This is a genomic window from Bacillus xiapuensis, assembly GCF_002797355.1.
Classification (GTDB): domain Bacteria; phylum Bacillota; class Bacilli; order Bacillales; family Domibacillaceae; genus Bacillus_CE; species Bacillus_CE xiapuensis.
This window is the reverse complement of the sequence record NZ_KZ454939.1, coordinates 1-24,620: the sequence shown is the minus strand read 5'-3', so window position 1 is coordinate 24,620 and position 24,620 is coordinate 1. Positions and strand designations below refer to the sequence as shown.

Here is a 24,620-nt window from a genome sequence, read left to right as displayed (position 1 = left end):
CTTTTCTTTTACCATTTCAGACACAAGATCGTTGATTGTTGAAATGTATGTTTTACTCATTTCGGTCAAAGTCAAATCCTGTTCTTTAGTAGGTAGCAATTTGATTTTTACAGTGATTGTTTGTGACATGATTTCACCCCCTTGTTTTTTGTTGTTCAACATATCGCTTTATAGTTTGACTTGATACGTTTCCAGCAGTAGAAACAAAATAAGAACGTGTCCACAAACTTGGCAGGTGTCGCAGGTGCGGAAATTCTTCTCGCAACTGTTTAGATGTCACTCCTTTGATTTTTGCCATGATGTTTGCAGGGCTTAGTGTAGGTAGTACATTGAGAAACATGTGTGCATGGTCTTTGTCACATTCTAAAGCAATCACTTGTATTTTTAGTGGTTCGCATATTTCGTGCACCATTTCTTTGAATCTCTTTTCTACCTTGTTGTCAAGAAATATTTTTCTTCTGTATCGAGGACAAAACACAAAATGATAGTTAATGAATGATACGGTTGTAGTAGTTCTTCTATAATCTTCCATGTTTATATTTTTATCAGTTTTCACTATAAACGACAACAAATATATAAAAATAAATATAGTGGAGTTTTCCAATACTTGAAGTACCGCAAAACCTTACGGTTAAATGCGGTACTCCGTATTTGACCTCACTATCATCCCACGTCCAAAGACGGTCTGCGACCTGTGTGGGCTTTCTTGTTCGGAAACCTGTAATGTTTGCTACGTTGCCTGTCTGAATGAGGACGATGTGACCATGATGGCCGATTGCATCCGATTAGAGAGAGAATGTGCAGATATATGTGCCTTTGCCGCAAAGTCAATGCAGTCTGACAGCCCATTTGCCAAACAGATCTGCCAATTATGTGCAGACATTTGTATAGCGTGCGGCAATGAATGCCAAAAACACGATCATGACCATTGCCAAAAATGCGCCGATGTCTGCTTCCGCTGCGCGGAAGAATGCCGCAAAATGAGTGCCTAATGGAACAAGTGGAATTAAAGGCATTGACTCATAAGGGGACTGACTTCCACAACATTCACAAATCTAGAAGTTCGATTCGTATAGCAGACTAGAAAAGGTGACGTGGGGGTCTAATCCCCTTTTATTTCTATTATTTAAGCCTTTTTGACAAACTCAGATTTTAACTTCATCGCTCCAAAGCCTGGAATTTTACAGTCAATGTCATGATCGCCGTCCACTAAACGAATGCCCTTTACTTTTGTGCCGATTTTTAATACGGACGAGCTTCCTTTTACTTTCAGATCTTTAATTATAGTGACATCGTCTCCATCCTGTAGCACATTTCCATTTGCATCGCGATAAACCTTTTCTGTTTCTTCCGCTTCCTCTTCTTGAGACCACTCATGAGCACACTCCGGACATATAAAGAGACTTCCATCCTCATAGGTATACTCTGAATCGCATTCCGGACAATTTGGCAAATTGATCATTCCCTACTCCTCCATTCTGTTTGTGCGCTCTTAACGTTTTCAACAAAAATGGCCAGACTCTGCTTCATCAAATCAGAAAACATTTCTAGACCTAATGAATATTTAAGAGTCTGCCCCTTAATAAAACAGCTTTCTACTCTATGATTATTCTACTTTAATTTGTCCCATCATACCATTATCTTCATGCTCTAATATGTGACAGTGGAACATATAAGTTCCTTTGTTTTTGAATTTAACTGCAATCTTTACCCTTTCATCAGGCTCTAAAGCTACGGTATCCTTCCAGCCACGTTCATTTTCTGGAGGAAGTTTTCCATTTACCGAAATGATTTTAAATTGGGTTCCGTGAATATGAAATGGATGAGTCATTCCCCCCATCATATCCGGTTTATTATACAGCTCCCAAACCTCTGTTTCTCCCGCTTTCTGAGTAAAATCGATTCGGTTCCTGTCAAACTTCTTCCCATTGATGGTGACATGACGCCCCATTCCAAATAGCTCCACTCTTTTGGTGACAGGCAGATTCATATCTTCTTCAGGAATGTTCACATTATTCATTTGAGTTGATAATTCTGCGCTTTTCTTTTGTTTCTTTTCTGTTTGGACGGAAAAAGGCAACAGGATAGCACCTTGCTCATCGACTAAAGCCAGCTTATCATATGATTTGACTGTGGAAAAGTCCACTATGATTTCTGCTCGCTCTGATGGCGTCAAAGTTAGTTTGTTCATCCGTACAGGCCGATTAAGCAAGCCCCCATCTGTCGCGATTTGCTCGAATTCTGCCCCGTTACTAAGCTGAAAGGTGTAATTGCGTGCATTTGATCCATTTAAAAGACGCAAGCGCACCTTCTCTTTGGGAACCGTTAATTTAGGGTTCACCGTTCCATTAATTAAGAGAGTGTCACCTAGCGTTCCATCCTCATTCATCACTCGTCTATAATCCAGCTGTTTATTTTCATCAAATACTCTGTCTTGAATAATCAACGGAAAGTCATTAGCTCCATAGTCTTTAGGAATAGACAAACGCTCTGATTGAGCATCATTAATATAGAGAAGCCCAGCCAGTCCGTTATACACTTGCTCAGAGGTTTTCCCCTCCGGATGAGGATGGAACCATAGCGTGGCAGCTGCCTGCGTCACTGGAAACTCGATCGTTCTTTCCTCGCCCGGCTTTAACACGCTATGCGGTCCGCCATCACCGCTTCCAGCGATCTCTAAACCATGCCAGTGAAAGGTTGTTTCCTCATCCAATTCGTTGATTGTCTTAATCTTAACCGTTTGCCCTTTCTTCAGCTGAAGCATCGGCCCGAGAAATGATCCGTTATAGCCATACGTATTCGTTTGAAAGCCATCAAATATCTCCGTTTTTCCTTTTTGAGCCTTGATCGTGTAAGAGACCTCTTCGCCCTTTTCCGATTTAAGAGCCGGGGGAATCTTTAATTCATTTTCACCTGTTGAATCATTCAGCCTGATTGGGCTGTTATGGCTCATATGTCCATTGCCCATCATACCTTCCTGACGAGGCTCTTCCCTATGCACTTCTTTCATATGTTCAGGTTCTTGATCTCTATTGTATTCATTCAGGCTATTGCAGCCGCTGATCAGTAAAGCACCCGTTAAAATTACGGCAGACAACGCATAATTCCTCATACTCTTCGTCTCCTTTTTGATCATTTTCAAAAGAAGTGTAACAAATAATTATGGAGAAATAATGCAGATATGAGCACGAACAAACGAAGATTTAATCAGAGCCCGACCGCCGCGCTCATCCAGTAAAAAGAGAAAACCATGATCGTCCATAAAAAAGCAGTAAAAAAAGGGACTGTCTCATAAGCCCCTTTTTCGGTAAATTCTTATAGACCTTGTATAAGCGTACCAATTAAAACACCTTCCGCTGATAAATAAATCGGCTTACCATCCAAGAAATTAAATAAAGACCAATAGAGATAGCGGCTCCAATAAGGTAACTGGCTGTTGTCGATAAGCTCGAAAGAAAATCTGTAATCGTTGTGAAATGTTTCGCCAAGAACCGGAAAAGGGGTGGCAGAACAACGGCTAAAGTGATCATCCCAACTATAATTACCACACCTATATAACCGGGTTTTAAAATATAAAATAATGGAAAGGCAAAAGCGGCAAAAATGAAGAATAGCCCCATAGCGATGGCTATATCCATTATCAAAAAGTCATAATTAAAGATATATAGAATGATACCAGCTACACCTATTGATAAAATCATATAGGCAATGGCACCGATATATTTTGCAGCAACAATCTCTTTTCTCGTGTATGGCAAAGAATTAAGAAGGATATTAGATTCCACCTGTTCATCATAAAAATATCCATTTATCGGTATATACATGCTGGCCAACAGAAAAATAAAAGCTGGACTCATATGACCGGCAAAAATTGCAAAAAACATAATAAACGGAATAAAAAGCAGTAGTTGTGTTTTTTGTATAACAAAGTCCTTTTTTATCAAGTTAAACATATTGTTGACTAGCTCCTTTCGTATAAAATATAATGTCCTCCAAAGTGGCTTCTTCCATAACCACTTGTTCCCCTAATAATCTCCTTATTTCTTCTGCATTATTTGTTATGGCTTGAAATTCAGTAGAAGAACGTTCCAGACTTATAAAACTTTTTACAATGCCGGGGTTGAGCAAATTGGCCTTTCCTTTGACTAATGCATAACGCTCCTGTAAATCTCTTATCGATTCATTGAAAAGAATTTTTCCTTTTTGAATGAAAGTAATATTGTCTGCAATCCGCTCTAAATCACTGGTTATATGAGTGGAAAAGAAAATCGTTCTCTTTCCATCTGCCATCATTGCTTTTAAAATATCCAACAGCTCTCTTCGAAAAACGGGGTCCAAACCAGCTGTTGGCTCATCCATCATAATAAGTTCAGCTTCATGAGATAGAGCCATTGATAAAGAGGCTTTCATCAGCATCCCCTTGGAAAAGGTTTTAATCGCCTTGTTTAACGGGAGTTCAAACTTCTTGATATAATCATAAAATTGTTTATCGCTCCAATTTCTATAGGCAGGGGCAATGATTTTACGAATATCTTTTAGACTCAAACTTTCATAGAAAACATTACCGTCATAAACAAATCCTATGCGCTCCTTAATTTCCTTTCCCTGATTGGCATAATCTTTTCCAAATACCTTTATTTCGCCTGAATCTGGTTGCATAAGATTCATCATTAACTTCATGGTGACTGATTTTCCTGCGCCATTCGCCCCGACAAACCCTGTTATCTGGCCTTGTTTTACTTGCAAATTGATGTTTTCTAAGGAAAAGTCTTTAAAACATTTGCTTACATTTTTAAATTCTACTATGTTTTCCATTTTTCTCACTCCTTATTATAAAATCCAAATTAATATGAGTTGTTAGAATGACTCTTAGACGACAAAGTTGATAAAATTTAACCTTTATTATTCTCTAACCAGACATCCCTCCATCTATACACATATCCACTTAACATAGAGTATATGATATATATACATCATAATCTATATTAACGATATATACAATATTAAATTACACCTTGGCCGATTTTTAACAAAAAAAAGACCTTAATATTTCATTAAAGTCTTGAAAGCATGGTCATTATTTTGTTCCTAGCATAAAAACCTCATTATTAAATCGTTAATTATTTTTCCTATGTGCGGATTTCATATAAAACATTATTTCATCTAAAGAAGCTTTCTCTATCACAACATGATCACCAAAGACTGTTTGTACTTTTGCTGCATCTTTTGATAAAGCTTGAAAGACGCCTTGAGAACGCTCTATGTAAATGAAATGTGCTTCCGTGTCTCGGTCAAGCAAATCCACACTTCCTTTTACCAAGACATATTGTTCCTGTATCTCATCCAAACGTTTATTAAGAAGAATTTCCCCTTTATCAATTAATATAATATAATCAGCAAAACGCTCCAAATCGCTTGTAGTATGCGTTGAAAAAAATATACTCTTTCCCTCATTCACCATAAACTCTTGGAAAATGTCTAGTAATTCCCTGCGAAATGTTGGATCTAATCCTGCTGTCGGTTCATCCATAATAATTAAATCTGCATTATGAGATAAGGCAATAGCTATCGAAGCTTTCATTTGCATTCCTTTAGAAAAATTTTTAATAGATTTATTTAAGGGCAGCTCAAATTGATTAACATACTTATTAAATTGCTTATGATCCCACTGTTTATAGGCTGGAGCAATAATTTTACTAATATCCTTCAAGTTCAGGGATTCATAGTATATATTGCTGTCGTACACAAAGCCTATACGGTTTTTAATTTCCTTTTCATGTCTGGCATAATCCAGCCCAAACACGCTAACTTCTCCCTTATCCGGTTGTAATAAATTCATCATTAACTGAATCATAGTTGACTTTCCAGCTCCGTTTGGACCAATAAATCCTGTTGTGTACCCTTTTTTTATCTGCAAATTTATATTATCTATAGAGAATGCTGGAAATTTTTTCGAAACGTCATGGAACTCAATTACATTTTCCATTCCTTTCACTCCTCATACAGCAACTTTAATAAATCTTGTAATTCTTCATACGATAACCCAATTTCCTTACTATTGGAGATAACCGCACTTAATTGCTCTTCAATTGCTTGCAATTTTTTCTCTCGAATCACATCTAAATTTTGCTCTGCTACAAATGAACCTTTCCCAACAATTAAGTATATGAACCCCGCTTTCTCCAATTCTTCATAGGCCCGTTTAGTAGTGATAACACTAATTCTCAAATCTTTGGCTAATTGCCTTATAGAAGGCAACGCGGTTCCTGCTTTTAGCTCACCTGACAAAATTTTAGCTTGAATTTGTTTGAAAATCTGCTCATAGATCGGTTCTTTTGAACTGTTAGATATAATGACTTGCATACAGATACCTCCTTTTCATCAGCGTGTGTATCTATTGTATGTGGCACGGAAAGCCTTGAAAATATGGGTAAATGAACTTGCTAGCTAATTCATATATTATCCAAGTCTTTATCTTTAGATATTATATATACTCAATATAAACTATTCAACTGACGGTTGCTTTAGGTGAATAAGATTATAATACGAGTTGGACATTCTAACTCTTTTCGATAATAGTGTGGATTTGAAATAAAGTTTAACCGTTTTACCCCTTTGGACATTTTTTGTATAAAGGATATTTTTGTCCAAAAGAAAAGAATAGGCTGTTTGGCAAGTTAAGCGCAGCGCTTCCTCCGTGTATGCTTCATGCGGTATCCGCCAACCTGGGCATTACGCGAACGACTATTTATTAGATAGAGCGCCTGATTGAGCTCTTTATCTGAAAGATGATTAAAACCTGCGCCTTTCGGATAGAACTCAGGCAACAGACTATTTGCATTCTCATTACTGCCACGTTGCTAAGAAGAACAGGGCTCAGCAAAATAAAAATCCATTTCTAAAACAGCATAGCAACTAAATTCCTTTCCGCGATCAGCGGCAGCTGTTTTTCATTGTTTTTGAACCTCTTCCGGCTTGTATTCTCCAACCAATCGATTTCACCTAATTTCTTAAAAAATAGTCGAAGGAGAACATCCAATCGTTTCGGCCATTCTTCGGATAGAACACCCTTTTTGGACATTGTTTCCATTATGCGCGTTCAAATGTGGTAAGATGTTAATATCCCGTGACAGCCCCCGTGAAGGTGTGTGCAGGAACATCCATTGTACACGAAGCTGCCATAAGCTTTTAAGTTTTTAGTCGCTGCCCCCTTACTTTTACAATCGGTCTAATAAATAAAGGAGCAAGAGAAATGAGCAATTCAGACACTATTGTTACGCATGTAATACTCCGTATAAGTCGTTAATATCCATCAAACTTATACGGAGAAATTTACCTAGATGGATGTGCCGACTTTGTATAAAAGTAAAAAGTGTTGATATACAAAGGAGGAATTATCATGTCAATCATACAAGTTCAAAACTTAACTTTTTCTTATCCAGATAGCTTTGACAATATTTTTGAAGATGTAAGTTTTCAAATAGATACGGATTGGAAACTTGGATTTATCGGCAGAAACGGACGAGGTAAAACAACATTCTTTAATTTATTATTAGGGAATTATGAGTATAGCGGGAAAATTATTTCTTCAGTAAAATTTAGGTATTTTCCTTATCCCGTTTCGGATAAAAGCAAGTATACTCATGAAATTTTTGAGGAAATTTGTCCCCAAGCAGAAGATTGGGAATTTCTTCGTGAAATATCCTATCTAAATGTTGATGCCGAGGTCATGTACCGGCCATTTAATACATTATCAAATGGAGAACAAACAAAGGTGTTACTTGCTGCACTTTTTTTGACTGAGGGTCAATTTCTATTAATTGATGAGCCAACCAATCATCTAGACACTGATGCACGAAAGATAGTCTCAGCTTATCTAAGGAAGAAAAAAGGATTTATTTTAATTTCACATGACAGAATCTTTTTAGATGGATGCGTTGACCATATCTTATCTATCAACAGGGCCAATATTGAAGTGCAAAGAGGCAATTATTCTTCTTGGAAGTTAAATTTTGATCGACAGCAGGAACACGAAAAGGCTACAAATCAGCATCTGCGAAAAGACATAGGAAGATTAAAACAGTCTTCAAGGCGTTCAGCAGGTTGGTCTAATCAAGTGGAATCGTCCAAAAATGGGTCAACGAATTCAGGTTCTAAGCTGGACAAAGGTTTTGTAGGGCATAAAGCAGCAAAAATGATGAAGAAAGCCAAGAACCTTGAATCAAGGCAACAAAAAGCTATTGAGGAAAAGTCAAAACTGCTAAAAAATGTGGAAGAAACGGAGCCATTAAAATTAAAACCATTGGAGTTTCAGTCAAGTGAGTTGATTGCTTTGGATAATGTGTCTGTTAAGTACGATGACCAATTAGTAAATAAGCCAATTAGCTTTAAAGTTGAACAAGGCGACCGAATTGTACTTGATGGAAAGAATGGAAGCGGAAAAAGTAGTATCCTAAAGCTAATCCTGGGAAATCCGATACATCATACAGGCTCAATGAAGTTAGGTTCAGGCCTTATTATTTCCTATGTCCAACAAGACACTTCTCATTTGAAGGGACTGTTATCGGAATTTATTGAAGAGCATGAGATTGATGAAACGTTATTTAAATCCATCCTACGTAAGATGGATTTTGATCGAATCCAATTTGAGAAAGATATATCCCATTATTCTGGCGGGCAAAAGAAAAAGCTGCTTATAGCCAAAAGTTTATGTGAAAAAGCTCATTTATATATTTGGGATGAACCGTTAAATTTTATTGATATTTATTCGCGCATGCAGATTGAAGAGCTTATTCAAAGATTTAATCCCACAATGGTTATCGTTGAGCATGATCAGGCATTTCAACAAACAGTTGCAACGAAAATTATATCTATGTAGTTAAACACTTGGATGTTTTAGTTGAAGAGCCTAGCTGAAATGATCAAACTTTTTATGAAGACTAAACATAAATTTGTTAGAGAAGAATCCGTTACAAACAGCAAATCAAGTCGGTTCTTACGCAATTTGGGTGAAGCTGATTTTTTGCGTAAATAGAGATAGACGTCACATTGTATATCTTAGTTAAAGAGAAGAAAGTATATGAAAACCGAACAATTACTTTCATTTATTATAATCATAAGTTTCTTCACCAACAATGCGTAAGAACCATTTTAACACCGCATTCACAATAAATGAAGAATTAGACAGTGTCCCTGTTTATTGGAAAAATAAGAACAATTGCATTAAAGGGATAACGAAGGAAAAGTCTGTATAAACGAATTAGATTTATCCTATTTTTCAGCTGATATTATAAAAACTGTTAGTGGCAATACCACAAATGGTAGAATTTGGAAATATAGATCAAAATGGGCTTTACAGTTTTACAGATGTTTGGACTCTTTTGAAGCAACTTGCTAGTCTTTTCAATCATCACTTACTGCGCTCTGTTATTCTACCTTTACTTTTTGTGCTATAAAACTGTAAGCATAGGGAGAATATCATAGATAAAACAGCAAAATAAATTAGCGCAGTACTTCCCGTTTCCAGTGACAGAACCATCCCTCCTAGAGTAGCACCGACTGCACTTCCCAAATAGTTAACAGAACTGTTTAATGCTACTGCTGAACTTCCATTCTGAGGTTGGTATGACAGCAATATATGTTGTTGAGGCGCTTGGCAAGCCCACCCCATTGCTCCCCAGATAAAGAAAGGAAAGTATTGTAATAAAGGAACATTAATCGTTATTGGGATGCAAATAATTGATAATGTTAATGTAATTAGAATGATGGTAACTAAAGTTTTTGGTTTCTTAAAGTGATCGATCAAATAACCAATTATTATACTTCCAAATAGGCCTCCGAATCCCCAAGCCCAAAGGTATACTGCCAGATTGTTATAGACTGAAATCTCGTTGATTAAGGGAGATAAGTACGTGTACAAGCCTAGACTTGCTACGCTGGCAAAAAACGTGATGAGCACGGTTATAGCAACCCTTTTATCTAAAAACATTTTTAACCGTTCCTTCAGCGCAGGCGGCGCTGCAGCAGGGAAATAAGGCAGGAATTTAAGCATGCCTAAAGCCGCTATGACACCAATAATAACCAAAAGCCACATGGCTATTTTCCAGTTAAATAAATTAGAGACATAGAGACCTAAAGGCACACCTATCACTGTCCCTATACTCATTCCTCCTATAGTCAGTCCGATAGCTCTCCCCTTTTTTTCGCTAGAAACAAGCTGTGCAGAGGCTGCTACAGCTAACGGAGAAAACAACCCAGCTCCTACCCCAGCCATTGCTCTAGATAGTAATAGGATAGAAAAGGTTGGGGCTAAAGCTGTAATAGCATTAGCGACAGTAAAAATGAGCATTGAACATAACAGTACTTTTTTTATCGGTTTGCCAGCAAGCAGAGAAGAGAACAAAGGTGCTGATATGGCGTAAAATAAAGTAAATATACTAACCGCTTGCCCTACTTGTGATGCATTTTTATCATATGTGTCGCTAATTCCAGGAAGAAGACCAGCAATAATATAAGCATCAAAACCTAAGGCAAACATGCCTATGGCTAATATTAAAACGTTTTTCATAAGTACCCCCAAGGTAATATTCGGTTCATGAAAAATTAAATGACTTGAAATGTGGATATTCGAAAAGAGGCAATCTAATACCGAATTAATTTTGTTAAGGTCCGTGTTGACATTCGCCCTTCAAAATTATGATACAATTGAAACCTATCCCCTGTATGAAAGCTTACTAAAAGTCATTTATATAAGGAACAATCATTATTTTATAAGGGTATAACAAACCGTTATAAAGCATGGGGTGAAGGCGATGAATATAGAGTGGATACAAAGCTTTTCTGAAGCTGCTAAGCAAAAAAGCTTCTCTAAAGCGGCTAAACAAAATAATCTTTCTCAACCTGCCTTAAGCAAGCATATTCAAAACTTAGAGAATAACCTCGATGTTGTCTTATTTCATAGAACATCAACTGGTATTGAGCTGACGGAAGCTGGTGAGCATTTCTATAATCGAATTAAGCCTGTTCTTGCCGAGTTCACTGCCATTCGGCAAGAACTGCAGCGGTTTTCTCAGAATAAACCGATAGCAATAGGCAGCCTGCCTAGTATAGCCACATACTATCTGCCTTCAAGGTTAAAGGGTTTGCGATTAATGGATAGAACTATAACCTTAAGGATTGAAAATACTTCCGGCGAATTGTTACAAGCATTACAGGAAGGAAGACTTGATGCCGTTTTAGTTGACACTTTATATACTGGCGAAGCGCTATGGAGTTGTGAATTGTTTACTGAGCATTATTATGCTGTATGTCCTTTAGGGCATCGATTTCAGTCAAAAAAATCGGTTGAGCTTGCTGAACTGTGTGATGAACCATTCATTGTCCACCAAGCTCCTTGCGATACAAGAAAGCATATTGTCGAACAAATAGAATTGCTTGGCCGTAAGCCTACTATAATAAGCGAGGTAGCTTTTGGGGATTTTATTCTGGGAGCAGTAACCGCTGGAATGGGGATCACGATTATTCCTGAATTAACAGCCAAAAACATCGGTCACCTTGATTTATTTGCTTTACCCATTGTTAATTTCGGAAGGAAAAGAACGGTTTCATTAGTGACACAAAATCATAAACTGGGATTAAAATTAAAAGAGTTTTTATTGGCGGGAGAAGAGGAAAAGAGGGACTAATACAGCTAAGCCTCTTGTGAAGACATATTCTTTGCCCGATAGCATATGTAGCATACTAACTTCAACTCTTTAAATCAATGTAACGAAGATCGAAGCATTCATTATAGAAAGAAACTGAAAAAGAAGGTATGATAATCGAAACTCATACCTTCTTTTAAATAATTATTTTGTTTTTTTAAAGGCTCCTCTACTTTTCAAACACCTTTATTATTCGTGAAAAACACGCCTGTAGCTTTGAAATAAAGTTTGAGCAAATGAGGCTCATACAGTTAATTTAAAAAAAGGACTGATCAGAACATGCTCATTATTAACGTGATGGACTAATTTCTTTATTTAATGATATTCTATTATTTGGGCATACCGAGTTCTTGCAGCGGATAAAATTGAAATTTCACTTCTCCAATAACCGAGTCAGCTGCAATAAAACCAAAATCTCTACTATCTCTACTTTTCAATCGATTATCTCCCAAAACAAAGAAATAACCATTTGGCACCTTCTCATTTCCAGTAAGTTCTTTTAATGTAAAGTCACCAGTAACCCTGCTTAATTCCATATTATTATTTCTTTTCACATAAGGTTCCTCATACGGCTTTCCGTTAACGTATAGCACATCATCTTTCATTTCCACACGATCCCCGGGTAGACCGATTACTCTTTTAATATATTGTTCATTTTTGTCTGTTGCTTTGAAAACAATCATATCAAATCTTTCTATTTTGCTCGTTTTACTTACTACAACCCTATGATTATTTCCAAATGTAGGTTCCATAGATTCACCCTTAACGACCACTGGTGTAAAGATAAATTCACGGCATATAAACACAATAACTAGAGCGAATGCAATTGATTTAATCCAAGAATAAGCTTCCTTTTTAGTACTTTCTTGCAAGAGTCATCCCCCTAACATAAATCATTCATATATTTTAATCTTTTCATCGCCAATACCTAAACACCATTAGCTAAGCTGCTCGAGTAAATGGCCAGATGGCGTAGAAAGAATTCTACATGTCCATACAGGATTATTGATCATTTTTTCAAAATAATTGATTTTTATTTCAACATCACACTAAACTCCGTTTTAAATTTCAACGGTTCTTTATTATAAAAACAGAAAAAACCTCTTATGGGTATAATACCCATAGTTGCTGTTTTAATCAAACTTTGTTTTAACCCATCTTTTTTATAAAAACAGGATGCTGATTAATCGAATTTATACAACCTCCTTCCATCATGATCAAGGTGCTTAGGCATGTTCAACGTTCGGTGAGTAGTACGGTTACATTTACGAACGACTAAAACGAGTACGATCTTCATTAACACATAAACAAGCTGCGGCGTTTCTGCTCCTTATCCTGAAATGCTGCTCGTTTTATCAGTATTTTTATTCGCTTTCCAGCCCCAATAAGTTGCTAACAACGGTCCGGAAATATTGTGCCAAAAGCTGAAGATCGCGCTTGGAACGGCAGCGACCGGATTAAAATGGGCTACGGCCAATGCCGCCCCCAAACCAGAATTTTGCATCCCCACTTCGATAGAAATGGCCTTTTGATCCGGGTATTCTAGCTTTAAGAGTTTGGCGATAATAAATCCAGCTAATAGACCTAAGGCGTTATGCAGGATGACCACTGCGAAGATTAATAATCCTGTTTCAAGGATTTTATCCCTGCTTCCGCTAACCACAGCCGCAACAATCATAACGATGGCGATAACGGACACGAGCGGCATAGCTCCCAGACTTCTTTCTGCTTGCTTTTTAAATAAAACTTTCACCAATAGCCCGAGCACAATTGGAACAACAACCATTTTGACAACAGATACGAACATATCGCTTGCGGAGACCGGGAGCCATTCGCTGGCAAGCAAGTAAATGATTGCTGGAGTCAACACAGGAGCCAGCAATGTAGAGACAGAAGTAATCGTCACTGATAATGCCGTATTTCCTTTTGCTAAATACGTCATTACGTTTGACGCTGTTCCGCCAGGGCATGCGCCAACTAAAATCACTCCCACCGCAATTTCAGGAGGCAAGCTCAAACCTTTTGCCAATCCGTAAGCAAGGAGCGGCATGATAATGAATTGCGCCAATACCCCGATGACTACCCCTTTCGGCTGTTTAAGAATTAATTTGAAATCGTCTAATGATAACGTCATTCCCATTCCGAACATAACAATTCCCAATAATAAAGAAATATAAGGTCCAATCCATACAAATTGAACAGGAAAAAACAGAGCCAAAACCGCGAATAACAGCACCCAAACCGCAAATGTATTTCCAGCGAAGGTGCTGGCTTTAACTAATTGATTCATTGGAGAACCCCCTCTTAAATAGTTTTAAAAAACATTATATTCCGAAAGTTATGTATAATCAATAAAAAATTAGAATCACTATATAAATTACATGATCAAAATATTTTTTAGTTAGGCGCCTGTGGGGGAATGAAGGGTAACATCGAAATGCAATACTTTAATGATTTAAGAAAAGGCGCTTTGACAATAATAAAACAGGTTGGGAATTAAGAGGATAGATGTTGCTGTAGACATTTTTTAGTAGCATCTTACTCTTACTTTAATTGTAAAGAAACACAAGTGGTCAGCCGAAGTAGAATAGCGTATCATGGCTCTCAACTACTTTGCTTCTTGTGAAAAATAATGAAGTAGGATTCAAATTAATCTATATAAAAAAGCGATTGTAATCAACGGTTGTAAAATGGTTCTCCGGTAATTTTGGTGAAGTTTTCTCTAGGGACGCATCTATAATCAAGAACATTTTTTAGGAAAGTATTATGACAACTAATACAGAACCTTTCTGCAAAGCAAATCAAAGCTTGCCCAACCATACATCTGTCTCTTAATCACTTTTAGCCGCAGCACTTGTACTTCTACGTGGCCATTGCTCCAAGGATAGGTAAACGCATTTTTGACAGGTTCCCAATCAGTTCGGAGATAATGAACAAACGCCTTGATCTCTTCAATATTGCTTTTGTCGGCTTCGGCCACCCAATCTATTAGGGCAGCTGCCGTTCTCTTTGTACTCTTCAGATATTGAAAGGACTGAATGAGTTCTTTCAATGATTTTAATAGGCTGTGCTGTTCAAAAAGCTCCTTCTTCTCTATCCATATTTTCTTTCTGTGAAAATCCGCTGCGTGCATCTTTGATTATCACAAAAGAACTTTCTTGAACGCACGCGAAGATAGACGGAAAGCGAAAGAACAGAAGTATGCTGTAAGGTCCGCCAATAACGGCTATGATTCCTATGGGTATTTGTTTGACAGGAAGGGTATGATCACACGGAGCATCAGACAGAACATAAGGATGGATATCCATGGAAGAAGAGACGCAATACAAGAAAATAAGGGTTTTGTAAATTCATGATGAGCATCTCCAGAGGGAATGATTTATTAGTATAACGACCCTCTGGAGCGATCACCAAAATTAAATCATTGTTGACAGCTTCATAGTTTGGATGAAGTGTGTTTGAACTTTATACTTTAGCTGCCCAAATTTCTATTTCAATTTTTATCTCAGGTAAACCTAATTCAGCAATATATCCAATCGTCATTGCTGGATAATCATTTCCAAATAATTGTTCCCACTCAGAATCAAAAAAGTCCCAATCGATTTTCTCAGTAGCCCATATGTTCACTTTTATAATATTTTCAGCGCTTAAATCCTCAGAATCTATCACTGTTTTTATATTGATAAACGTATTACTTACTTGTTCATTCATCGTTTGTGGAAATTGTCCATTCCGATCTACGCCGATTTGACCTGATGTAACATATAACTCTGCATTCCTTGGAATTTTGGTAATATGTGTGTAATTGCCTACTGGTGCAGGCGTACTTGATGGGTTTTTTCTTGTGATTTTTTCGTTTTCCATTTATTTACCTCGCCATTTAAAAGATTTTTCTGCAGTTTTGCTAGAATGTTAAATTTAGACACACTTCACCCCTTAAAAAAATTCTAGAAAAAAACAGCAGTGGAGTATCCATATCCGTGAGATAAAAACTTAAGTGATTTTTTCTTCATCGGTAAACACTCCCCTCTCTTAAAACGGCAAGATTTTTGATAATTATTATTTTATAGAAAATTGGTTCTCTATGCAATTTAAATATTAATCTAAGTTTTATTTCGCAAATCTATCAACGGTGCATACTCAATTATACAAAAGTCGTTTCGTGCCAGACCTGATAAAAATTCATGTTGCCTGCCCGTTTTAACCCTTTCAAGCGTGTTGATCGGCCTAATGAGGAGAACCAACCAAGGCTTATAACCCCTCCATGCCAGACCCGCGTCCTTGTTTAATTCACTATTCAACTTTAGATGTTCTTCTTTTGGAAATCAACATACCTCTTCATACAATAAATTCCTGTAGTATTTTTTTATCAAATACTAGAACAAATTAATCTCCAAAAACATACTTGACAGATTTATACTGCGTGTTACAATTTTACCGACAGGCAATCGGTCTGTAAAGGAGGAGAAAATGAGAAAAGAAGCGGAAGTACGAAAAAATGAAATTCTTGACGCGGCAGATGAGCTTTTCGGTAAGAAGGGCTTTGACGGTACGAGTACAAACGATATTCTCAAAAAGGTAGGAATTGCGAGGGGCACATTGTATCATCATTTCAAATCAAAGGAAGATATTATGGATGCGCTGATTGAGCGTTATAGTGACCGACTTTTAGGTGCAGCGCGAGAAGTTGCTGCAGACAAAACGATCCCCTTAGTCGATCGTATTATCCGTGTGGTCATGTCAATGAATTTAAACAGCGGAAGCAGCGAGGAAATTATGGAACATCTTCATAGACCTCAAAATGCGCTTATGCATCAGAAAATACAGAAAATCATCATCAACGGCCTTACCCCGATATTGGCGGAAATCATTTGTGAGGGCATTGAACAAGGCGTATTCAGCACACCATACCCGTATGAATGTATGGAAATGGTTGTGACCTATGCAAATACTATTTTTGATGATGATATGGTTCAAATGACAAATGAGGATCGTGCGACCCGCATACAGGCATTTATTTTCAACGTAGAAAGACTGCTGGGTGTTGAAAAAGGGAGTCTTATGTCCGTTATACAAATGTTTAGTAGCAATGAATAGCTCGAAAAAAAATTCTTTAGTAGCCGGAGTAATGAATGGGTTAGGTTTTTTGCACAGACAAAAGAGTATTATTTCTCATTTTTATCGAAGGAATGCTGAAATGTGTGACTTCAGAATTCTTCTTAGTGTAAAATTAGCGAATTTGAAAACAGAGGTGAATTATGTATTTTAGAATAATAGGAAATGATTTTTCAAAGAATAAAGTGATTACGCTGGTAACTATGATATTTGTCGCTGCTGCAGCTATGCTGGTCTCATTGGCGGCGATACTATCCATTAATCTTTCGGGCGCACTAGATACTCTTATGACAAAAGCTAAAACTCCACATTTTGTACAGATGCATTCGGGCGAAATTGATCATGCCCGGCTTACATCTTTTGCAGAACAGAATGACAATGTCGATGAATTTCAGGTAATGGAATTTCTCAACATAGACGGCTCACAAATTATACTTGGCGAAAATTCATTAGCGGATAATGTTCAGGATAACGGTTTTAGCACACAGAGCGAAAATTTCGATTACCTTCTGGATCTTGATGGAAACATCATAAATGTAGCCGAAGGTGAGCTTTATGTTCCCATAAGCTATATGAGGGAAAACATCACAAAGGTCGGTGACAAGGCTGTAATAAGCGGTCAGGAATTCGTCGTTGCAGGATTTCTTCGCGATTCGCAGATGAATTCTACACTCTCTGCTTCAAAGAGATTTCTTGTCAGTGAAAAAGATTACGCCAAAATAAGAAATTCTGGAAGTTTGGAATATTTGATTGAGTTCAGGCTAAAAGACTTGTCTGCGCTTGGCGAATTTGAAACTGCCTATGCTGCCGCAAAGCTAGAAGCGAACGGTCCAACTGTTACATATACGCTTTTCAAAATGATGAATGCACTTTCAGATGGAATGATGATTGCCATTATACTTTTTGTAAGCGCACTTGTCGTGGCAATCGCATTTATCTGCATTCGCTTTACGCTCCTTTCGAAAATGGAAGATGACTACCACGAAATTGGTGTCATGAAAGCAATAGGACTACGTATTTCCGATATTAAAAGGATTTACTTCGTAAAATATGTAGCGATGGCCGCGGTGGGGAGTATACTTGGTTTTGGACTTTCGGTTCTGTTCAAAGGCATCCTACTTGAAAATATACGCCTTTCCATGGGGGAAGCCGAAAATGCTTCTTTTGCACTTCTTTTCGGAATTATAGGCATACTAGTGGTATTATTATCCATTCTTCTCTATGTAAATGGCGTGTTAAAGCATTTTCAAAAAATATCCGTTGTGGAAGCAATTCGCTTTGGTGCTTCACAGGAAAAGAGTTCAGGCGCAAAGCGTTTTTGCTTGAATAGGAATTGGTTATTTAACACGAACATTTTTCTTGGTATCAAAGACGTTCTCACAAGGAAGAGGCTTTACGCCACCATGCTTGCGGTATTGGTCGTTTCATCATTTATCATTATTGTTCCACAGAATTTGTATAACACAATATCCTCAAAAAGCTTCACACAATATATGGGTATCGGTGATTACGATATGCGTATTGACATACAGCAGACTCAAAATATCTCTGAAAAAACGGACGAGATTGTAAATGAGATAAGTAATGACCGTACCATTTCCAATTATGCAACTCTTACAACCAAAATATTCAAGGTAAAAATGGAAGACGGAAGGGAGGAAAATCTAAAAATCGAACTAGGCGACCATTCTGCGTTTCCTATTGCATATTCTCAGGGAACAGCTCCCGTTAAAGAAAACGAAATTGCCCTCTCATCTATAAACGCCGATGAATTGAATAAAAAGATAGGCGATGTCATGACATTAGTGATTGCAGGAGAGGAGAGAGACTTTTCGGTAAGTGGGATCTATTCTGATATTACCAATGGCGGGAAAACTGCAAAGGCTGTATTCACCGATAATTCGGCAGATATTATGTGGAGTATTATCATTGCTGAACTCTCGGATACATCTATGGTCGATAATAAAGTTTTTGAATACTCAAGTAAATTTAGTTATGCAAAAATTTCAGACGTTAATGAATTTATTACACAGACATTTGGCTCAACCATACATTCTGTCGAAACAGCGTCCTATACAGCAGTTGTCGTTTCGCTCATTATAACGGTATTAATTACACTGTTATTTATGAAAATGCTTATTGCAAAAGACAGAACCTCCATTGCAGCCATGAAAGCACTAGGTTTTACAAAATCAGATATCAAGATACAGTATATTTCACGATCAATATTCGTTCTAATTATCGGAATTGCATTAGGCACGCTTTTGGCAAATACTCTTGGAGAAATACTTGCGGGGGCAATCATCTCCTCGTTTGGAGCGGATTCGTTTAAGTTTACGGTTAATCCACTTTTGGCCTATTTACTTTATCCGTTGATGATGATATGTGCGGTACTAATCGCAACAATAAGTGGTACATCGGGAGCAGGACAAATCAAAATTTCAGAAAATATAAAGGGGTAAGCAGATGAAGAAGATTATTATCGGTGACCATATAACCAAATCTTTCGGAGAGAGAGAGGAAAAGCGAAATGTTCTCGATGGGGTTTCTATTGAAATAAACGAAGGCGAATTCGTTGCGATAATGGGTCCATCAGGGTCAGGAAAATCGACGCTGATGTTTGCACTAAGCGGAATGGATGATGTTAATAGCGGAAAGGTCGTATTTGAAGACGGGGATTTATCGGTCATGAGTGAAAATGAGCTTTCAGACATACGCAGAACAAAAATGGGGTTTGTTTTTCAGCAACCTACTATGCTGAAAAATTTAAATATTATTGACAATATCATTCTTCCTGTGATGCGTGACAACAGAAAAAACGTCGCAAGTATTTTGGATAAGGCAAGAACGCTTATGAAAAGAGTCGGCATTGAAGAGCTGGAAAAACACGATATTACACAGGTATCAGGAGGTCAACTTCAGCGGGCGGGGATATGCAGAGCACTTATGAATAATCCGAAAATAATTTTTGGAGATGAGCCTACCGGAGCTCTCAATTCGAAATCCGCGCAGGAGATTATGAATATATTTTCTGAAATCAACGAGGAAGGCACAACAGTTCTGCTTGTAACTCACGACGCAAAAGTTGCTGCACGGACTGAACGTATTCTGTTTATGCGTGATGGAAAAATCGTAAGCGAGCTGAAACTCTCCAAGTATGACGGGACTAATATGGATACCAGGATCGAAAAAGTTACAATGAAAATGATAGAATTAGGCATATAATGCTTGGGAAAGATCTTAACGTAAATTTATATATTGCTTTAAATGCACCACCTGTATCTTTAGAATAAATTTTGCTTCAAACGCTGGTTTCATAATAGAAGAACCCCATGCCATTTGAAGTGACCCCCAAAAGTTAGACACGGTTATTTCAACAGGCAGCTCGGGTAAAATGAGTTCGGTATTGCACCGGACTCATTTTTAATATTGCCTTTTTCCGTTTCACATTAGGGTAATTGATCTATTTTTCTAATTGAAAATGGCTACACTTTCACATTGCAGCCGCAGGCTTTCCTGTTCCTCTCGTAAATCAGCTGGCCGTTCGATTTCATCTGGAAGACGGTGCCTCGCTTCAACTCACGGGAAATGGTGCTCTTATGTCAGCCAACCGCTTCAGTGATGGACTGCATAGACTTTCCTTCTGCGCGAAGTGCGGCTATCATGCCGCAGTCATAAGGTGTAAGGTGTTTGAAGTTGCGTTTTTCTGGGGTAGAATGAACCTGAGCCATGGATCAACCTCCGTCATGATTGTGTTTTGGTCGACTTAATCATACACGGTTTGTCATGGCTCTTTCACTTATTTAGCTTGTTGCATTTGATTATACAACTAGCCCTTTATTATTAGTGAAAATATCTACGTGAAACTATAATCCCAATCTAAGAAATTCAGGTCCTGGTAAGGCGGAAAAGTTAGATTATTTCATTAAAGTGAAAAATAATCATCTCTTTCTTTCGATATCCAATTCTCAGTATCCTCCTTCTTAGTTTCTTTAATTAGGCGGTTAACCAGGATATCATGCCAAATATAGTTCTCCAAAAGGTAGATGTGAACTGGATCATCTGTATAAAATGCTATTTCTCTTTCCTCAGTAGAAGGGCCATATATCATTTCTCGACCATCAATGGATAAGATAAACCATTTATTCTCTCCAATATTGTCTACATAACTGGTCTTACGATGAATGTCTAACCCCGTTAATGGATTTTCAACCTGTAATACAATACCTTTAAGCTTACAATGTGTGGTTGTATCTTTTATTTCTTATACATCTTATCCCATAGTGAAACAACAACTCTTTTTTCTGCTCTTTGTAATAAAGTACGACAATAAGCTAGAATATGACTTTCTCCTTTAAGAGTGATCACACGGTTATCAGGGAGAGGGTCCGTTTTTTCAAGTTCTTTTAATGTATTACTTATAGATTGATAAGTATTGTCCCATTTTGACTGAACAGACTCCAAGAATACATCAACAGGTAAAGGCGAATATTGAATAGTATCGTTAATTTCCTCTTTTATTACAACTCCCTCTTCTTCAAGCTTTTTTAATATATCGTATATACGTGCCCTGGGAATGCCAGATTCCTTACTCACTTGATAAGCATTCGTAGGTCCCTGACGAACCAACGAAATATAGGCTTTTGCTTCATATTGACTAAAACCCAGAGATTGAAGTTGTTGAATTATATCTTGCATAGTACCTCCAGCACAATTAGTAAGTTACACACCTATCATACCAAATATTGATTTAAAATCGTTTTATTTGAGAAAATAATAAATTGTAAAAAATTATTAAATTAACCGTTTACAGGGAATTCTTTTTTAGTTACTATTATGATAGTAACTAAAAATTTTGCATTAGGAGGAAAAAATTGAACCCTGCGTTACAAATGTCGGAAACAGCGAATTCACACATTTTGGTTTTAACAGACCTAGAGAAGGCGGACTTAAATCAACTCATTCATTCCATCAAACTTGATCTTAATCATCTAGATCATTGCACATTGAATCAGTTAGAAAAAGAATCCCATAAACTTCCCGAAAAAATAATTGATTATCTCATCAGCTTCAAACGAGAAAAAAATCGGCATGGAACCCTGTTATTTAGAAACCTTCCAACCGATAATGAACTACCAAACACTCCAAGCAATGGCGAACCTTCTAAAAATAAAACTGAGAATGTAAGTGAACTGCTACTATATTTATTTATGTTACATTTAGGTGAACCTATAGGTTATGCAGATGAAAAAAACGGTCAGATTATTCATGATATTTGTCCCGTAAAAGGAAAAGAAACTAATTTAGAAAATAGCGGATCACAAGTGTTCTTTACATATCACACTGAAGATGCAATCCACCCGCATAAACCGGACTACTTATCTTTAGTATGCTTGCGGTCAGATCATGAGCAAAAGGCAAAAACAGAAACGGCTTCTATTGTACAGGCCCTTGAACTATTACCAGGATACGCGATTGACTTACTAAGAAAACCTTTGTACCTGCTAAGTCCGCCTTCTTCATTTAACTCGCCTGAGCTAACTATTCAAACATCTGTGTTATCAGGTAATATTATTCAGCCGAACTTATGTATACACGGCTCATTAATGAAGGGAACAAATTCTGAAGCTCAATGGGCATTAGAAGAACTAAAGAAAGCGTTAGCTTCGGTCTCTTCTGGAGTGGTTCTAAAACCAGGTGATCTTATCATTATAGATAATCATTTAGCAGCACATGCCAGAACTGCCTTTACACCAAAATATGATGGCAAAGACCGATGGTTACAGAGAATGTTTGCTGTTATTGACTTTAATAAGTCTAGTGCAAGCCGTTCTATCAAGAGCCATATTTGTATGCCTTTAAAAATCGAACTTGAGTTGCAAAAATAACAAACAGAGCGATTCAACTCCTTTCTTAATATAAGGTGTGGATCGCTCTTGTTCACATTTATATGGAGGTTCCTTAAATGGAAGATATTAATGTTTATACACTTTTGTTGTTGGTATGTTTCGGATTTCTAGCAGCTTTTATTGATTCAGTAGTTGGAGGTGGAGGTCTCATATCTATACCTGCTTTATTATTTTCTGGGCTCTCACCTTCGGCAGCTATAGCTACGAATAAGTTAGCCAGTACTATGGGATCTTTAACAAGCACTATTGCCTTTATCAGATCAGGAAAAGTTGATTTTCACTTGGTAGCTAAGTTGTTTCCCCTTATTTTTACAGGGGCCTTAGTAGGTGCCTTAGTGGTCAACTTTGTCTCATCTGAATTATTAAAACCATTAGTATTAGTCCTTTTAATAGCTGTAACTATTTATACAATTCTAAAGAAAAACTGGGGGAAAAAATCAACTTATCGAAAACTAACGTGGAAAAAAATGATTATTTTCACTTTTGTTATATTTGCTATTGGTTTTTACGATGGTTTTTTAGGTGCTGGAACAGGTTCTTTTATTTTGTTTGCCTTTTTGATTATTGGGTTCGATTTTTTACAGTCTGCAGGAAACGCAAAGTTCTTAAACTTTGGAAGTAATATTGCAGCCCTCATCATGTTCATTTCCTTTGATATGGTTAACTATTCGTATGGTATACCTATGGGTATTTCTATGATAATAGGAGCTTTAGTTGGTTCTAACTTCGCCATTAAAAAAGGGGTTACCTATGTAAAAGTATTATTTATTACAGTTACTATTTTCTTAATTGGAAAAAATATTTTTGATTATGTGATGGTAAATAAATAGCAAGGAATAAGAGCATACAGTTTAAAAATCAACATTGAGTTAATATTCAAGCTTACTATAAGGATGCAGATAAGGGATCAGATAAACTTCACATAGAAGAAACAAGGCAATTATTGAGAGAGCGTTTTAACATTCATTACAAAGATGATTTGCATTTAAAAGCTATGAGTGGTATCTGAATCAATTGTTGCTGTTCAAATTGGGGATTTGATCACAGGAGCGATTTCAAGACGGCTAAATAATCCAGACAGAAGCAATCATAAAGACAAGTTTGCTAATTATGTATTACAACGGCTTAATCTTGATTATATTCGGCATGAAGCAAGTGAAATTGATAATGGCAAGACAGAAGTGAGTATTGAACCTGAACAAGATCAAAATATGTTTTATGTTCACATTTTCGAGTAAAACAGCTTTTCCTTATCAAATTTGAAAGCTGCCGCCGTGTGGTTCCGTTGTATCCTTCCTTTCGTCGTTTCATCCTAGCATCGTCAAGGACCGTCAAAGCAGTTCATAACAATTTCTCGCAAGCTCTAAATAGATGGACAAGGATCTGAGCAGTGGAATAATGAAGATAAACTTCTTATCGTCTTGGAAACATTCGCAATGAATGCGGCAGAGCTAGCGGAGTACTGTCGGAAAAAAGGGCTATATAAAGAACAAATCGAAGCATGGCGTGATGTTTGCCTCAACGCCAATAGTCGCGAATTCAATCAAACAAAAAAGCAGTTGAATCCTGAACTGATAGAGGAAAAGAATCGGGTAAAGACGTTAGAAAAACATTTTCTCAATATTTGGTTAAATAAAAGTAGTTTCGTTCCAAATCTGATAGAAATTTATGCTTTCTATTTGTTTTCATACCTTTTAAACGTGTAGACCGACCCTTTGAAGAAACATCTTGAATATTTAACCACGGTTGATAATCCGCACCAACTCCCGTGCCACATGTTAAATTAGAATAAAGTTTGCAGAAGCGAGGAATCACGTTCACCCCTTGCCACATCTGACTTCAAAGGCATTACCCAACTTTTTTAATGAGAATAAAGTTTGCTCAAAGATTTGCC

Annotated in this window: 23 protein-coding genes and 6 pseudogenes; 10 read left to right on the top strand and 19 right to left on the bottom strand. The window is 37.2% G+C overall.

The genetic code is table 11. The annotated features are described in order from the left end of the window. Positions 1-129 (bottom strand): annotated as a pseudogene (locus CEF20_RS00135) (RNA-guided endonuclease TnpB family protein); the annotation flags it as partial. A 4-nt stretch (positions 130-133) separates the two neighbouring features. After that, positions 134-532 carry an IS200/IS605 family transposase gene (gene tnpA, locus CEF20_RS00130; protein ID WP_100331937.1) on the bottom strand — a complete coding sequence of 133 codons (399 nt, stop codon included), beginning with the start codon at positions 530-532 and terminating at the stop codon, positions 134-136. Between the two features lie 133 nt (positions 533-665). Between tnpA and CEF20_RS00125 the strand changes: the two genes are divergently transcribed. Beyond that, positions 666-992 carry a four-helix bundle copper-binding protein gene (locus tag CEF20_RS00125; RefSeq protein ID WP_408607789.1) on the top strand — a complete coding sequence of 109 codons (327 nt, stop codon included), beginning with the start codon at positions 666-668 and terminating at the stop codon, positions 990-992. A gap of 134 nt (positions 993-1,126) precedes the next feature. Here the strand turns inward: CEF20_RS00125 and CEF20_RS00120 are convergent, their stop codons facing one another. From CEF20_RS00120 to CEF20_RS16915, 8 genes and pseudogenes are all read right to left on the bottom strand, one after another. After that, positions 1,127-1,462 carry a zinc ribbon domain-containing protein YjdM gene (locus CEF20_RS00120; RefSeq protein ID WP_100329959.1) on the bottom strand — a complete coding sequence of 112 codons (336 nt, stop codon included), beginning with the start codon at positions 1,460-1,462 and terminating at the stop codon, positions 1,127-1,129. Positions 1,463-1,606: 144 nt separating this feature from the next. Further along, positions 1,607-3,112, bottom strand: a complete 1,506-nt coding sequence (locus tag CEF20_RS00115; protein ID WP_100329958.1) for a multicopper oxidase family protein — start codon at positions 3,110-3,112, stop codon at positions 1,607-1,609. Positions 3,113-3,341: 229 nt separating this feature from the next. Continuing rightward, on the bottom strand, positions 3,342-3,953 hold the full coding sequence (locus CEF20_RS00110) for an ABC-2 transporter permease (RefSeq protein ID WP_100329957.1): 612 nt from the start codon (positions 3,951-3,953) through the stop codon (positions 3,342-3,344). Continuing rightward, a complete protein-coding gene (locus CEF20_RS00105; protein ID WP_100329956.1) occupies positions 3,946-4,815 on the bottom strand; it encodes an ABC transporter ATP-binding protein in 870 nt (289 codons plus the stop codon). Before CEF20_RS00105 ends, CEF20_RS00110 begins: the two co-directional genes overlap by 8 nt. A gap of 301 nt (positions 4,816-5,116) precedes the next feature. Continuing rightward, entirely contained in the window at positions 5,117-5,986 is an 870-nt protein-coding gene (locus CEF20_RS00100; RefSeq protein WP_100329955.1) for an ABC transporter ATP-binding protein, read from the bottom strand. A gap of 5 nt (positions 5,987-5,991) precedes the next feature. Beyond that, a complete protein-coding gene (locus CEF20_RS00095) occupies positions 5,992-6,363 on the bottom strand; it encodes a GntR family transcriptional regulator (protein ID WP_100329954.1) in 372 nt (123 codons plus the stop codon). 315 nt (positions 6,364-6,678) lie between these two features. Next, a pseudogene (locus CEF20_RS17615) lies at positions 6,679-6,950 on the bottom strand (transposase); the annotation flags it as partial. Continuing rightward, entirely contained in the window at positions 6,899-7,081 is a 183-nt protein-coding gene (locus CEF20_RS16915) for a hypothetical protein (protein WP_232713301.1), read from the bottom strand. The pseudogene CEF20_RS17615 and the gene CEF20_RS16915, both read right to left, overlap by 52 nt. Positions 7,082-7,399: 318 nt before the next feature. Between CEF20_RS16915 and CEF20_RS00085 the strand changes: the two genes are divergently transcribed. Then, positions 7,400-8,878 carry an Lsa family ABC-F type ribosomal protection protein gene (locus CEF20_RS00085; protein WP_100329952.1) on the top strand — a complete coding sequence of 493 codons (1,479 nt, stop codon included), beginning with the start codon at positions 7,400-7,402 and terminating at the stop codon, positions 8,876-8,878. A gap of 531 nt (positions 8,879-9,409) precedes the next feature. On the opposite strand, the gene CEF20_RS00080 is transcribed toward CEF20_RS00085, so the two are convergent. Next, the gene (locus tag CEF20_RS00080) at positions 9,410-10,567 is read right to left on the bottom strand and encodes an MFS transporter (protein ID WP_100329951.1); all 1,158 of its coding nucleotides are present in this window, start codon (positions 10,565-10,567) and stop codon (positions 9,410-9,412) included. Between the two features lie 244 nt (positions 10,568-10,811). On the opposite strand from CEF20_RS00080, the gene CEF20_RS00075 reads away from it, so the two are divergent. Next, positions 10,812-11,684, top strand: a complete 873-nt coding sequence (locus tag CEF20_RS00075; RefSeq protein WP_100329950.1) for a LysR family transcriptional regulator — start codon at positions 10,812-10,814, stop codon at positions 11,682-11,684. A gap of 347 nt (positions 11,685-12,031) precedes the next feature. Here the strand turns inward: CEF20_RS00075 and lepB are convergent, their stop codons facing one another. The 5 genes and pseudogenes from lepB to CEF20_RS00050 all read right to left on the bottom strand — a co-directional run bounded on the left by lepB (position 12,032) and on the right by CEF20_RS00050 (position 15,566). Continuing rightward, positions 12,032-12,574 (bottom strand): signal peptidase I, encoded by a 543-nt coding sequence (gene lepB / locus CEF20_RS00070; RefSeq protein ID WP_100329949.1) that lies wholly within the window; start codon positions 12,572-12,574, stop codon positions 12,032-12,034. A 458-nt stretch (positions 12,575-13,032) separates the two neighbouring features. After that, a complete protein-coding gene (locus CEF20_RS00065; RefSeq protein ID WP_100329948.1) occupies positions 13,033-13,992 on the bottom strand; it encodes a bile acid:sodium symporter family protein in 960 nt (319 codons plus the stop codon). A 483-nt stretch (positions 13,993-14,475) separates the two neighbouring features. Next, positions 14,476-14,835 carry a transposase gene (locus CEF20_RS00060; RefSeq protein ID WP_100329947.1) on the bottom strand — a complete coding sequence of 120 codons (360 nt, stop codon included), beginning with the start codon at positions 14,833-14,835 and terminating at the stop codon, positions 14,476-14,478. Next, positions 14,796-14,951, bottom strand: a pseudogene (locus tag CEF20_RS17390) (transposase family protein); the annotation flags it as partial. The pseudogene CEF20_RS17390 and the gene CEF20_RS00060, both read right to left, overlap by 40 nt. 216 nt (positions 14,952-15,167) lie before the next feature. Next, the gene (locus tag CEF20_RS00050; RefSeq protein WP_100329946.1) at positions 15,168-15,566 is read right to left on the bottom strand and encodes a RidA family protein; all 399 of its coding nucleotides are present in this window, start codon (positions 15,564-15,566) and stop codon (positions 15,168-15,170) included. Positions 15,567-16,172: 606 nt separating this feature from the next. Between CEF20_RS00050 and CEF20_RS00040 the strand changes: the two genes are divergently transcribed. The 3 genes from CEF20_RS00040 (at position 16,173) to CEF20_RS00030 (ending at position 20,042) form a co-directional block, all read left to right on the top strand. Beyond that, entirely contained in the window at positions 16,173-16,799 is a 627-nt protein-coding gene (locus CEF20_RS00040) for a TetR/AcrR family transcriptional regulator (protein ID WP_100329945.1), read from the top strand. A 161-nt stretch (positions 16,800-16,960) separates the two neighbouring features. Continuing rightward, complete coding sequence (locus CEF20_RS00035) at positions 16,961-19,279, top strand: ABC transporter permease (RefSeq protein WP_100329944.1); 2,319 nt, start codon at positions 16,961-16,963, stop codon at positions 19,277-19,279. 4 nt (positions 19,280-19,283) lie between these two features. Next, positions 19,284-20,042 carry an ABC transporter ATP-binding protein gene (locus tag CEF20_RS00030; RefSeq protein ID WP_100329943.1) on the top strand — a complete coding sequence of 253 codons (759 nt, stop codon included), beginning with the start codon at positions 19,284-19,286 and terminating at the stop codon, positions 20,040-20,042. Positions 20,043-20,305: 263 nt separating this feature from the next. Here the strand turns inward: CEF20_RS00030 and CEF20_RS17610 are convergent. Then, positions 20,306-20,548 (bottom strand): annotated as a pseudogene (locus CEF20_RS17610) (helix-turn-helix domain-containing protein); the annotation flags it as partial. Between the two features lie 194 nt (positions 20,549-20,742). Then, positions 20,743-21,515: pseudogene (locus CEF20_RS00025) on the bottom strand (TrmB family transcriptional regulator). A gap of 176 nt (positions 21,516-21,691) precedes the next feature. On the opposite strand from CEF20_RS00025, the gene CEF20_RS00020 reads away from it, so the two are divergent. From CEF20_RS00020 to CEF20_RS16780, 4 genes are all read left to right on the top strand, one after another. Then, positions 21,692-22,705, top strand: a complete 1,014-nt coding sequence (locus CEF20_RS00020; RefSeq protein ID WP_232713299.1) for a TauD/TfdA family dioxygenase — start codon at positions 21,692-21,694, stop codon at positions 22,703-22,705. A 77-nt stretch (positions 22,706-22,782) separates the two neighbouring features. Further along, complete coding sequence (locus CEF20_RS00015; protein ID WP_100329942.1) at positions 22,783-23,556, top strand: TSUP family transporter; 774 nt, start codon at positions 22,783-22,785, stop codon at positions 23,554-23,556. Positions 23,557-23,724: 168 nt separating this feature from the next. After that, complete coding sequence (locus tag CEF20_RS00010; protein WP_100329941.1) at positions 23,725-23,964, top strand: hypothetical protein; 240 nt, start codon at positions 23,725-23,727, stop codon at positions 23,962-23,964. 198 nt (positions 23,965-24,162) lie between these two features. Continuing rightward, a complete protein-coding gene (locus CEF20_RS16780; RefSeq protein WP_198508449.1) occupies positions 24,163-24,432 on the top strand; it encodes a hypothetical protein in 270 nt (89 codons plus the stop codon). On the opposite strand, the pseudogene CEF20_RS17360 reads toward CEF20_RS16780, so the two are convergent. After that, a pseudogene (locus CEF20_RS17360) lies at positions 24,347-24,559 on the bottom strand (hypothetical protein); the annotation flags it as partial. The gene CEF20_RS16780 and the pseudogene CEF20_RS17360 sit on opposite strands and share 86 nt — an antisense overlap. Between the last annotated feature and the right edge of the window lie 61 nt (positions 24,560-24,620).

What these genes read in the sequence shown, in the direction of transcription:
- CEF20_RS00100 (WP_100329955.1), bottom strand. Translation starts at nt 5,986, where the DNA reads ATGGAAAATGTAATTGAGTTCCATGACGTTTCGAAAAAATTTCCAGCA.
- CEF20_RS00085 (WP_100329952.1), top strand. Translation starts at nt 7,400, where the DNA reads ATGTCAATCATACAAGTTCAAAACTTAACTTTTTCTTATCCAGATAGC.
- tnpA (WP_100331937.1), bottom strand. Translation starts at nt 532, where the DNA reads ATGGAAGATTATAGAAGAACTACTACAACCGTATCATTCATTAACTAT.
- CEF20_RS00115 (WP_100329958.1), bottom strand. Translation starts at nt 3,112, where the DNA reads ATGAGGAATTATGCGTTGTCTGCCGTAATTTTAACGGGTGCTTTACTG.
- CEF20_RS00080 (WP_100329951.1), bottom strand. Translation starts at nt 10,567, where the DNA reads ATGAAAAACGTTTTAATATTAGCCATAGGCATGTTTGCCTTAGGTTTT.
- CEF20_RS00075 (WP_100329950.1), top strand. Translation starts at nt 10,812, where the DNA reads ATGAATATAGAGTGGATACAAAGCTTTTCTGAAGCTGCTAAGCAAAAA.
- CEF20_RS16915 (WP_232713301.1), bottom strand. Translation starts at nt 7,081, where the DNA reads ATGTCCAAAAAGGGTGTTCTATCCGAAGAATGGCCGAAACGATTGGAT.
- CEF20_RS00120 (WP_100329959.1), bottom strand. Translation starts at nt 1,462, where the DNA reads ATGATCAATTTGCCAAATTGTCCGGAATGCGATTCAGAGTATACCTAT.
- CEF20_RS00035 (WP_100329944.1), top strand. Translation starts at nt 16,961, where the DNA reads ATGTATTTTAGAATAATAGGAAATGATTTTTCAAAGAATAAAGTGATT.
- CEF20_RS00060 (WP_100329947.1), bottom strand. Translation starts at nt 14,835, where the DNA reads ATGCACGCAGCGGATTTTCACAGAAAGAAAATATGGATAGAGAAGAAG.
- CEF20_RS00040 (WP_100329945.1), top strand. Translation starts at nt 16,173, where the DNA reads ATGAGAAAAGAAGCGGAAGTACGAAAAAATGAAATTCTTGACGCGGCA.
- CEF20_RS00065 (WP_100329948.1), bottom strand. Translation starts at nt 13,992, where the DNA reads ATGAATCAATTAGTTAAAGCCAGCACCTTCGCTGGAAATACATTTGCG.
- CEF20_RS00110 (WP_100329957.1), bottom strand. Translation starts at nt 3,953, where the DNA reads ATGTTTAACTTGATAAAAAAGGACTTTGTTATACAAAAAACACAACTA.
- CEF20_RS00105 (WP_100329956.1), bottom strand. Translation starts at nt 4,815, where the DNA reads ATGGAAAACATAGTAGAATTTAAAAATGTAAGCAAATGTTTTAAAGAC.
- CEF20_RS16780 (WP_198508449.1), top strand. Translation starts at nt 24,163, where the DNA reads ATGAATGCGGCAGAGCTAGCGGAGTACTGTCGGAAAAAAGGGCTATAT.
- CEF20_RS00015 (WP_100329942.1), top strand. Translation starts at nt 22,783, where the DNA reads ATGGAAGATATTAATGTTTATACACTTTTGTTGTTGGTATGTTTCGGA.
- CEF20_RS00095 (WP_100329954.1), bottom strand. Translation starts at nt 6,363, where the DNA reads ATGCAAGTCATTATATCTAACAGTTCAAAAGAACCGATCTATGAGCAG.
- CEF20_RS00050 (WP_100329946.1), bottom strand. Translation starts at nt 15,566, where the DNA reads ATGGAAAACGAAAAAATCACAAGAAAAAACCCATCAAGTACGCCTGCA.
- CEF20_RS00030 (WP_100329943.1), top strand. Translation starts at nt 19,284, where the DNA reads ATGAAGAAGATTATTATCGGTGACCATATAACCAAATCTTTCGGAGAG.